Consider the following 10,621-nt stretch of genomic DNA (forward strand, 5'->3'; position numbering starts at 1 on the left):
GTGAGGCTTTTTCTTGCAGTTCTAGTCGGCAAAGCTATTCGCATTATTGCCAAGCTGCGAGGCGGAGGGTCGGCAATTCCCGGCCGAATCGCAATGATCATAGAACCTAAGCTGCTACAAAAAACCCTGGGCTCGCTGAAGCACGGGGTTATTTTTGTCTCCGGGTCAAACGGTAAGTCCACCACCACGGCGTTGATTGCTGGAACGCTATCCTCGCAGGGAATGAAGGTTTTCAGTAATCCATCTGGAGGCAACATGCCCCAGGGGATTGGTTCAGCGGTAATTTCTCAGGCATCACTGACCGGAAAGCTCGACGCAGCTGTTGCTGTGCTGGAAGTTGACGAAGCCTACGGAGAAGTGCTGGCTCCATTTATTACCCCTAGCTATGTGGTTTTGACGAACATTCAAATCGATCAACTTAACAGATTCTTTGAACCAGATCGGGTCTATCAGATGCTTCGTTCCGCTGCAACTTCTGCCACAGGCGGAGTAGTAATAAACGGATCTGATGCAAATCTAGTTGACATCGGCCTAGAGCTTCAGGGCCAGAATGCCTCTCAGGTTTCAGTTTCTGAAAAAGCACTATCGAAGTGGCCAGCAGGAGCCCTGGCCGCTCCTAGGTTTGGAAAAGCAAACGTTAAGAATTCCCTGCCGGTTTCCGTGAAGGTTCTTGACGAGGTTGACGGGCTTGCAACTTTGGAGCTGCTTGGCAAAACCGTCACCGTCCGACTTCCTGGGAAGGGTCTGCACTTCGCAATAGATACGGCTTTGGCTTTTGCGGTTGCCGAGAAAATTCTCGGAGAATCCTTCGAGGTTGATAAGGCTAGTGAAGCAATCTCAACCCAAGAGACCGTCTACGGTAGGGGAGAAATTGTCAGCTACCAGGGCGAAGAGATTCAAATCCTCATGATGAAAAACCCATCCAGCATGAGAGCAACGCTGGTTTCGATGGAGGATCCGGAGACTGAGATTTGGATCGCGATGGACGAGGGAACCCCCGACCCCTCTTGGCTTTTCGACATCGACCTAACGCGAATTGGGCAGGTGCGGATGGTGTCCGGTTCCAGGGCCTGGCATGTTGCTACGAGGCTCGCTTACGCCGGTATCCATGTTGAGGAGGTCCTACCCGACAGTAGGCAGGCGCTAGCAAAGTATGGGAGCTTCCTAAAGGAAAAAGGTAGGCGCGGAACCCTGCTGACCAACTACGAGCAAATGATGGCAATCAGGAAACTCATGGGATTTTTGGATCTGGAGAGTGGAAAATGAGCTTGAAGTTTTTACATCTGCTTCCATTCCAGCTTGGGTTAAACGGTGAAACCGGAAACCTAGATTGCCTCGTTCAGAGACTCAAATGGGCTGGCGTTGATTCCAAAGTTCAGATTTTTGATGGTACTGGCCAAGTTCCGAGTGACCTGGATGCCATATTTATTGGTTCAGGCACACTGGCCGGTGCGATTGAGGCCCTCGATGCCCTTCGGCCGGCGGCTTCCAACCTAGTCAAGCTAGCCGAGGCGGGGGTTCCGTTTCTAGCTCTGGGTTTGGGTTGGGAGATCTTGGGCAAAAGCATTACCTTGACCGATGGCAGGGTACTTGAAGGTATTGGAATTTTTCCATCCAAAAGCGAAAGAACTACCGAGCGGGCATCAGCGGAGTGCTTCGGGTTTGATGATGCTGGAAACCTATCCACCGGTTACGCGAACCACTCTTCGGAGATAGAGCTCTTGGAAGGTGTAAGCCCTCTAATTGAGCTCGTGGCGGGTTTTGGAAACAGTTCGCGAACAGATTCCAAGAAAGTCTCGGGAGAAGGCCTAGTTTTCGACAATCTGATAGCGGCTCGCCTGAACGGTCCTCTTCTTCCATTGAACCCGCATCTGGCGGATCGCTTCTTAAGAATTGTCACCAAAAGGTCAGGTGTTAGCTACCAGCAGAATTCTGAATTTGCCAAACAAGCCGATGACTTTGCTTACAAAGCCCGAGAGGAACTCAAGCAACGACTAGCGCGCTAGCAGCTTGTCGGTCTCGTCGAGCCAATCCTTGGCAATGGGCTCAAGTTTTTCTTTATTGGCTTTGCCGTGGTGGGCACAAAACAACAACTCTCCGCTAGCAAGCGAAACCCTGATGTAGGCCTGAGCACCGCAGACATCACATCGATCTAACGCGGATAGGGTGGCGCCTGGGTTCGGGTCAGTTGCTTCTATTGGTTGCATGTTTTGTATCCCTTCTTAGCTAATCTCAACACACTGAACTGACTATTTAGTCCATTTAGAGCCTGTTTTCGCTAAAAGCGAAGTATTTTCCTAACCCCTGAGTGTTGGAGTATCAGGTGGGGGCCCGCTGAGCTTACGCTTTCTAGGTGGCAAGTGAAGACTATTCAGCAAGACACCTATCAGTCCTAGAGGGACTCGAGGCAGTTCGAAAGCGCCCGGGTATGTACATCGGCTCGACTGATGGACGTGGTCTTATGCACTGCCTCTGGGAGATCATCGACAACAGCGTCGACGAGGCCCTAGCCGGACACGGAAAAAAGGTCTCAATTGAACTCCACAAAGACGGTTCGGTGACCGTAGAAGACGACGGACGTGGAGTTCCAGTTGATATAGAGCCGAAGACCGGTCTATCTGGCGTTGAGGTGGTTTTCACCAAGCTTCACGCCGGTGGAAAGTTTGGCTCCGGATCGTACGCGGCATCGGGCGGACTCCACGGGGTTGGAGCCTCAGTGGTAAACGCTCTTTCGGAACGACTCGATGTTGAGGTTGATCGAAACGGCCAGACCTTCGCAATGTCTTTTAGGCGAGGTGAACCCGGAGTGTTTGACGACAAAAAGACAATTAGCCCAACCAATTCATTTAAACCCTTCATAAAAAAGAGTGAACTCAAGATCATCGGCAAGGTCGGCAAGAACAAAACTGGAACTAGGGTTCGCTACTGGCCTGACCCACAAATTTTCGTCAAAGAAACTGCTTTCGATCTAAAAGAACTAGAGGAGCGCGCCAGACAGACGGCGTTTTTGGTGCCTGGCTTTCTAATCAGCGTCAGCGATAAGCGAACCACCAAGGGAACCAAACAGGATTTTCGGTTTGAGGGTGGCATCTCGGAGTTTGTGAACTACCTGGCTCCAGATACCGCCGTCACCTCCGTATGGCGCCTTCGTGGAGAGGCAGATTTCACCGAGACGGTTCCGGTCTTGGACAAAAAGGGAAACATGGTCTCAACCGAGGTCACCAGAAAATGCGATGTTGACATTGCTCTGCGCTGGGGCACCGGCTACGAAACTCACTTCCGATCTTTTGTAAACGTTATTGCCACCCCAAAGGGCGGAACTCACGTCTCAGGTTTCGAGCAAGGCGCTGTCAAGGCTATCCGAGCTGAGATCGACGCCAACTCGAGAAAACTCAAGCTTGGCAACGACAAGGTAGAAAAGGAAGACATTCTTGCTGGTCTTACCGCAGTCGTTTCTGTGAGGCTCGCGGAACCTCAGTTTGAAGGTCAGACCAAAGAAATACTTGGAACCCCTGCAGTGAAAAACATTGTTTCGGCAGTTGTTACAAAACGCCTAAACGAAAGGCTCAAGTCCACAAAACGAGACGACAAGACTCAGGCCGCACTTGTTCTGGAAAAAATCGTGGCCGAGACCAAGTCTCGAGTGTCCGCCAGAGCACATAAAGAGACCCAGCGTCGGAAAAATGCTCTGGAAAGCTCGTCGCTACCTAGCAAGCTTGTGGATTGCCGTACCTCGGAAACGGAAATCTCTGAGCTGTTTATAGTTGAGGGCGACTCAGCTCTTGGAACCGCAAAGCTTGCAAGAAACAGCGAGTACCAGGCACTGCTTCCAATTCGCGGAAAAATCTTGAATGTCCAAAAGGCCTCAGTCGCGGACATGCTGTCAAACACCGAGTGCGCTTCGATCCTTCAAGTGATTGGTGCGGGGTCGGGAAGGAGCTTTGAATTAGGGGCTGCGCGCTACGGCAAAATTATTCTGATGTCTGATGCTGACGTTGATGGTGCCCACATCCGGACACTTTTGCTGACTTTATTCTTCAGGTACATGAGACCGCTTGTTGAGGCTGGAAGGGTCTACGCGGCCGTCCCTCCGCTTCACAGGGTCACCGTGATAAATCCAGGAGCCAAGGCAAACGAACACATCTATACCTATTCCCAAGTCGAGTTGGAAAAGCTACTCGCGAAGTTGAAGACCGCAAAAAAGAGCTACCAGGAGCCAATCCAGCGCTACAAGGGTTTGGGCGAAATGGACGCAGAGCAGTTAGCTGAGACCACCATGGATCGCTCAAAGCGCGCACTCAGAAGAGTGACCGTGAAAGACGCCGAGGCTGCCGAGAAAATGTTTGAGCTTCTGATGGGCAACGAGGTTGGGCCGCGTCGAGACTTCATTATTGACTCAGCCGATACTTTGGAGCGCGAGAGAATCGACGCTTAGCTGCGGCCGATAAAAGTAATTGCCGGTACGGGGTCACCGGACGCGTCTCTTTTTTGTAGTTCGTATTCGACTCCAATGGCTTTGCCTTTGGAGTCAACCAACTGGAAGCCCTCGGGGCCAACGTAGCCCAGGACAATCTGATTCTGACCCCGGATGAATTTCTGACACCTAACACCACCGGTAGCCCGGCCCTTCTTTGGAAATTCAGCTAACTTCGTCACTTTCATTCCACCGCCATCGGTGCCGGGCAAGGATGCCGAGCTATTGGCAACGGTGAGTACCACGTTTTTCTCCTTGGGTTTTATGACGCCAAAGAAGATAACCTCTGAATCTGTCTTGATACCTGCCATACCGGCACCATTTACTCCCTGTGCCCTGACCGAACCGGCATCAAAGCGCAGGAGCTGGGCATCTTGGGTGATGAAGACCAATTCATCGCTATCTACTGAGGAAGCAGCACCCACTACGCGATCTCCGTCTTTTAGCTTGATGCAGAAAAAGTCCGCTTTTGCCGGGAGATCTGGAGATACTCGTTTGACAATTCCGGATCTGGTGCCAACCGCAACGATAGTCTGCTCATCAACTGGGAACACCCCTAGGACTTTTTCTTTCTTTCCTAGGCCAAGAAACTCGGCTGCCGGTGTTCCCGAGTTGTGAACACTAGAGTCACCGACCGGAATGTCGCCGACGTGAGTTCTTAGCATTCGGCCGGAATCGGTAACAAAAACCACATCGCTTCTGGTTGTCGTTGCAAACCAGTTTCGATAGCCGTTCTTACGCGTGGTTGGCTCGTTGGAATCCTCAGATCTATAGACCCGGCCAGAGGCGGTGAGGGTGAGTGCAGAAGGTGAGTCGGTAAGTTCGGCATTGACGAGTTTCTTGGTTGCTGAGGGAACGATTGCTACTTCACCCTCTGCCATAAGCGTGGTTCTTCTATCGTCTCCGAAATTTTTTGCAACTTCTTCAAGCTCTGATGCCACCAGGTCTTTCAGTACCTTGTCGCTCTTAAGAATCTTCTCGAGCTCAGCGATTTCTAGCAAGAGCTGCTTCTTTTCCGTCTCAAGCTCTAGCTTGGAAAACTTGGTGAGTCTGCGAAGTCGAAGCTCGAGGATGTACTCAGCTTGAATTTCGCTGAGTTTGAATTTTTTCATGAGCTTTGTTTTGGCTTCTTGGACTTCCTCAGAGCCACGGATGATCTTGATGACCTCGTCGATACCGACAATCGCCAGCAGCATACCTTCGACCAGGTGCAGTCTCGCTTGGCGCTTACCCAGTCGGTTTTCGCTTCGGCGTATAGTGACAATTACTCTGTGAGCTAGATAGACCCCGAGCAGGTCACGAAGCCCGAGTGTCTGGGGCTGACCATCCACGAGCGCCACGTTGTTGATTCCGAAGCTGTCCTCCATTGGGGTGTAGCGGTATAGCAGGTCTAGAACAACTTGCGGATCGAAGCCAGTTTTGAGCTCGATGATTAGCTTTAGTCCATTGCTTCGATCTGTCAGGTCAATAACATCTGAAATTCCCTGGAGCTTTTTTGCGTTGACGCCTTCTTTGATCTTCTCAATGACTTTTTCTGGTCCCACTAGATACGGAAGCTCCGTGACTACAAGTCCGAGTTTTCTTGGCGCTACTGATTCGACGCTGACTCGAGCTCTTGTTTTAAACGAGCCTCTTCCCAGTTCGTAAGCTTCTCTGATTCCTTCGCCGACCATGATGATGCCGCCATTTGGAAAATCCGGGGCGGGAATAATCTTCATAAGGTCGTCTAATGTGGCCTTCGGGTTCCTAAGGAGGTAGATAGCCGCTTTGACCACTTCGCGCATGTTGTGCGGAGGCATGTTGGTTGCCATACCCACGGCGATTCCAGACGCTCCGTTGACCAGCAGATTTGGGAAAGCTGCTGGCAGTACCTCAGGCTCGGATAGTTGTGCGTCGTAGTTTGGTTTAAAGTCAACGACGTCTTCGCCAAGACCCTCGTTCATCATGAGGGCAGCCGATGACAGCCTGACCTCGGTGTATCTAGCTGCTGCAGGTCCATCATCTAGAGAACCGAAGTTTCCGTGTCCGTCGATTAGCGGAACGCGCAAGCTAAACGGTTGGGCCATCCGAACCAGAGCATCGTAAATTGCGCTGTCACCATGGGGGTGGAGCTTTCCCATCACTTCACCGGTTACTCGAGCTGATTTCACATGGCCGCGATCCGGACGCAGACCCATCTCGCCCATCTGGTAGACGATTCTTCGGTGAACGGGCTTCAGCCCGTCCCGCGCATCGGGTAGGGCTCTCGAATAGATAACGGAGTAGGAGTACTCGAGAAAGGAGTCCTGCATCTCCTTGGAAAGGTCGATGTCAAAGATGCGCTCTGGAACTCTGTCGATTTGTTCTTTGGCCATGATCTTCCTGCTGCTGTGGCAAACTTAGCTTTGATGCTACCTTCTGTACCAAAATCATTTGGGAGGCTTTCCGAGGCCAATCTCAGTGCATTTCTTGCGCTTCAGGGAAAACAAAATCCCCTTGGACTGCCTTCCCGCAAAAGTTATGCCGTAATTTTGATTGATGGACTTGGGGTTGAAAACATCAAGGCAGCTGGAGCTCATGCCAGCTTTTTAAACAATAAGCTCGCAGGATCCAAGACTCTTTTTGCTGGATTTCCGACTACAACCGCAACCAGTCTTGCCAGTCTTGCCACCGGAAAAGGGAATGGCACCCACGCCTTCCTTGGCTACAGAGTTTTTGATCGAAAGCTGGGAACAGCAATCAATCTGCTTAATGATCTGGGTCAGAAACTTCCTCCCCGTTACTATCAAGACCTTGAAACAATCTCTGAGCTCGCCTTTGAGCAAGGCCAGAACGTTGTGACCGTTGGGCCGGCCGAGTACTCCAACAGCGGTTTTACTAAGGCAACGATGCCGGCATCGAGGTATTTAGCAGCAAAGACAATCGAGGAGCGCTTTGACTTGACAAGAAAAGAGCTCGGAATCCCCGGAACCCTTGTCTACCTCTATGTGCCAGAACTTGATCAGCTTGCACATCGATTTGGAGTCGATTCAAATAATTGGCTTCAGGTGCTGGAAGAGCTTGACTCAATTGCCTCAAAATTCTTTGTTGCAATGCCTAAGGCGGCCGGAGCAATTCTGACAGCCGACCACGGTGTGATTGATGTTGCAAAATCGGAGCAGATTTACCTAGATGAGTTTGCCTCTCTCAAGGACATTTTGATGATCGGCGGTGATCCGAGGGCGGGATATGTGTACCTGGAGAAGGGGACCGACCTCGTAGCTAAACGCCAAGAAATAGCGGAGGAGCTTACTGGGTTGGTCGAGGTCGCAACGGTGCCAGAGCTTGTTGAAGCGGGTTGGTTTGAGCCGCTGTCTGCAGCCGCTCTTCGGATCTCACCCGATCTAGTTCTACTGCCGAAGTCTGGTCGAGTCGTGTACCACAGAGACTTTGCCAAGCAAAAATCACTTGAGATGATTGGACAACACGGAGGAATGACGAAGGCGGAGTGGGAAGTTCCACTTATTGTTTTCTAATTCGTTTTTTATAGAAGGCTATTCTTCGGTTTTGGTTCCAAAAACAATTTCGTCCCAGCTGGGTATTGATGCTCTTCCACGCTTTGGAGTTGCAGGCTGATCATCTGAAATCGGTGAAGGCGTTGGCTCAGGTTCTTTCTCTGTTTCAGGTGCTGGGTCTGGGACAACCTCGAGGAGCGGCTCGCCTTGGCGCCTCCCATCCGATTGTTCGGAATAAAGATCTTCCGGGGATAGCTCCACAATTCGGAGATCCTCCGTTGAGGGGTGGGGCTCAAGGTCATCAACGGATTCTCTTGCGTTGCGCTTTTTTCTTAGGGCGTCCAACAGGTCTGCGGTTTCTGAAATTGCTGGCTCGGAAGGCTCCGGATTCGAGACCACTTCAGGTTGTGATCTCGGGGGCATGGATGCGGCCAAATCCACGGTGTCGGCTAGGTTTTGAGTTATTCCGCTGGGTTCGGTTGCCACCGGCCTAAGTTTGGGAGGCGGGGTGCCGAGGCGTTCCTGAGAAGATAGGGCAATTGCCGTCTCGTTTTCTGGCGCTAGAGCTAGGCGTTTGGGGTCGTAGCTCCAGGTGGCCTTCTTGGTTTCACCTTCTATTTCGAACTCGCAGTAGATGAAAAATCCATGATCCGGAGCCTTCATTGCAGACCAGCGCTCGATACCCGCCCCGCTTGCGGCCAGTCTGGACTTGATTATCTCCCCAAACTCACGAGCCATCGGCTCATTGAAGCGATCTCCTGCAATTTCGAGGCGCACTGTTAAAGCATTTAGGACTGCGTGATTTAGTTCATCCAGGACTGGTTGGGCAAACTTTCGGACATACTCCTCCGGGGCACCACTCGAGGCGGTTACCTCGTCAATGGTTCTACCGACCCTTATTTCCTCCTGAATCTCGCGCGGGGTGATGCTCGGGGCGTCCAAGCGATTGCCGGTTTCCCCTCGACTGGCCCTTCTGACGCTGTCATCAACCAGGAGCCGGTACCGCTGACCCTCGGCCGTCTCAAGCAATAGAAAATCACCGTCTGTGCCCAGGAACTTAATGTCTTTCATGGCTTTTGTCTCCTATCTAGAGTGTGCCAGTAAGCGGCGGGGGGTACCAGTAAATACACGGGAGTTTTAGAGGAAAATCTCGTTGTGTCGGTTTGCTATTGGAGCCTTTTTGTTGGACACTACTAGCGCTTACTGCACAACCGAAGGGCTCAAAAATGGCAACAGATTACGACGCACCTCGCAAAGCCGACGATGACACGGAGTCCATCGAGGCGATAAAAGAGCGCGTGCCTGCCAAAACTGGCGCCTCGGATACCGAGGTTGACGACTCGGGAGATTCATTTTCTATCCCTGATGTGGTGTCCGAGGACCTCGATGTTGTTGTCTTACCACCTCAGGAAGACGAATTCACCTGTTCAAATTGCTTCATCGTGAAGCACCGCTCGCTGGTTGCTAGAAAGACCAAAAATGGGCCGATTTGCTCAGAGTGCGACGTCTAAACACTCGCCCTAAGCACAGTCGCCAACTGGGTTGGCTTTCTAGTTGAAATAAGCCAATACGGAGTAGGGTCATCTGGGTCTTTGATAGCTATTTTGATTGCCGTTTTCACGGTTCCCTGAAAGACCTTGTATGAGGCGGGATCTAGTCCGGGCCCGCGTTCATGGAAGATTTGATCCTTAGGAACTTCTACTATTTTGCCAAGCAGGGCACGTGGGATAGTGGCAGCCCCGACGGTCAGAAATTGTTTTCCAACGCTAATCACCGGAGAAAAAAAATACAATGCCGCCCATATCCCGAAGACCAAGAGCGGCCCAATCACCAAACCAATGCGGAAGTCAAAGGGCTCTGAAACCAGGGCTATCGCCGGAATTAGAACGGCTATCGCTGCAAATGTCCCAAGGTTTGGGCACACCCGCTCTCGGTAGAGAATTGGCTCGGTTGGTTTTAGGCTGGGCACAAAATCTAGATTACGCTGTCAGATGATGAATGAAGTTCCAGTCCTGATAACGGCAGCTGCCGGTTTTGAACCCGCATATGCAAAACCCGGCGACGCCGGGGCCGACCTTCGTTCGACCATCGCGGTGACCATTCCGGCGGGCGGGAGATTAGTAGTTCCAACCGGTGTTTCAATTGCGCTACCTAATGGCTTCGTAGGCTTGGTTCACCCGAGATCGGGTTTGGCCGCCAAGCACGGGATTACGGTCTTGAACACCCCTGGAACAATAGACGCAGGTTACCGAGGTGAGATACAAGTTATTTTGTATAACTCGTCAGATACCGATTTTGAGGTGGCGGTGGGAGATCGCATCGCACAATTACTTATTCAGACCGTTGAAACCGCCAAGTTTGTTCAGGTGCAGAAACTGCCAGAGACCGAGCGCGGCGAAACCGGCTTTGGCTCGAGTGGCCGCAAATAGATGGTTGACTACGGCAATTCAAAATCCCAACCGGTAGATCGCAGCACCGTGGGGCCCTTTGACTTGACGGAGGTGGTCCAACTTCGCCCTTCGATTGACTTCGGTGCGCTTCAAGTTCCAGTCAGAGAGGACGTCACGCTCAAGCTTGAGGTCGACGAAGCTTCAAGCAGAATCGTTGCCCTCACAATCGACCACCAAGGGTCTTCTCTTCAGTTGCAAGCCTTTAGCGCTCCGGGTAGCGCGGG

General features: G+C 51.7%; 11 protein-coding genes. 7 read left to right on the forward strand and 4 right to left on the reverse strand.

What is annotated here, in order from left to right; translation table 11 throughout:
* The gene (locus tag WAO31_RS03155) at positions 1-1,266 is read left to right on the forward strand and encodes a MurT ligase domain-containing protein (RefSeq protein WP_509590165.1); all 1,266 of its coding nucleotides are present in this window, start codon (positions 1-3) and stop codon (positions 1,264-1,266) included.
* Entirely contained in the window at positions 1,263-2,006 is a 744-nt protein-coding gene (locus tag WAO31_RS03160) for a hypothetical protein (protein WP_509590167.1), read from the forward strand. Before WAO31_RS03155 ends, WAO31_RS03160 begins: the two co-directional genes overlap by 4 nt.
* Here the strand turns inward: WAO31_RS03160 and WAO31_RS03165 are convergent.
* On the reverse strand, positions 1,995-2,207 hold the full coding sequence (locus WAO31_RS03165) for a DUF7455 domain-containing protein (RefSeq protein ID WP_509590169.1): 213 nt from the start codon (positions 2,205-2,207) through the stop codon (positions 1,995-1,997). The genes WAO31_RS03160 and WAO31_RS03165 overlap by 12 nt on opposite strands.
* A 146-nt stretch (positions 2,208-2,353) precedes the next feature.
* Here WAO31_RS03165 and WAO31_RS03170 point away from each other — a divergent pair, with 146 nt between their 5' ends.
* Positions 2,354-4,435, forward strand: coding sequence for a DNA gyrase/topoisomerase IV subunit B (locus WAO31_RS03170; RefSeq protein WP_509590171.1), 2,082 nt, complete (start codon positions 2,354-2,356; stop codon positions 4,433-4,435).
* On the opposite strand, the gene WAO31_RS03175 is transcribed toward WAO31_RS03170, so the two are convergent.
* Positions 4,432-6,828, reverse strand: coding sequence for a DNA gyrase/topoisomerase IV subunit A (locus WAO31_RS03175; protein ID WP_509590173.1), 2,397 nt, complete (start codon positions 6,826-6,828; stop codon positions 4,432-4,434). The genes WAO31_RS03170 and WAO31_RS03175 overlap by 4 nt on opposite strands.
* A gap of 33 nt (positions 6,829-6,861) precedes the next feature.
* Here WAO31_RS03175 and WAO31_RS03180 point away from each other — a divergent pair, with 33 nt between their 5' ends.
* A complete protein-coding gene (locus WAO31_RS03180; RefSeq protein WP_509590175.1) occupies positions 6,862-7,968 on the forward strand; it encodes an alkaline phosphatase family protein in 1,107 nt (368 codons plus the stop codon).
* 18 nt (positions 7,969-7,986) lie between these two features.
* Here the strand turns inward: WAO31_RS03180 and sepH are convergent, their stop codons facing one another.
* Entirely contained in the window at positions 7,987-9,018 is a 1,032-nt protein-coding gene (gene sepH, locus WAO31_RS03185) for a septation protein SepH (RefSeq protein ID WP_509590177.1), read from the reverse strand.
* Positions 9,019-9,173: 155 nt separating this feature from the next.
* On the opposite strand from sepH, the gene WAO31_RS03190 reads away from it, so the two are divergent.
* Positions 9,174-9,458: a DUF4193 family protein gene (locus WAO31_RS03190; RefSeq protein WP_509590180.1), complete on the forward strand. Its 285-nt coding sequence runs from the start codon at positions 9,174-9,176 to the stop codon at positions 9,456-9,458.
* Here WAO31_RS03190 and WAO31_RS03195 read toward each other — a convergent pair.
* Positions 9,455-9,916 (reverse strand): DUF3093 domain-containing protein, encoded by a 462-nt coding sequence (locus WAO31_RS03195; protein ID WP_509590182.1) that lies wholly within the window; start codon positions 9,914-9,916, stop codon positions 9,455-9,457. The two genes, WAO31_RS03190 and WAO31_RS03195, sit on opposite strands and share 4 nt — an antisense overlap.
* A gap of 22 nt (positions 9,917-9,938) precedes the next feature.
* On the opposite strand from WAO31_RS03195, the gene dut reads away from it, so the two are divergent.
* Entirely contained in the window at positions 9,939-10,376 is a 438-nt protein-coding gene (dut, locus tag WAO31_RS03200) for a dUTP diphosphatase (protein WP_509590184.1), read from the forward strand.
* The coding region (locus WAO31_RS03205; protein ID WP_509590186.1) for a DUF3710 domain-containing protein at positions 10,377-10,621 on the forward strand (245 nt) is incomplete at its 3' end.

Source organism: Rhodoluna sp. (assembly GCF_049276775.1).
Taxonomy (GTDB): Bacteria; Actinomycetota; Actinomycetes; order Actinomycetales; family Microbacteriaceae; genus Rhodoluna.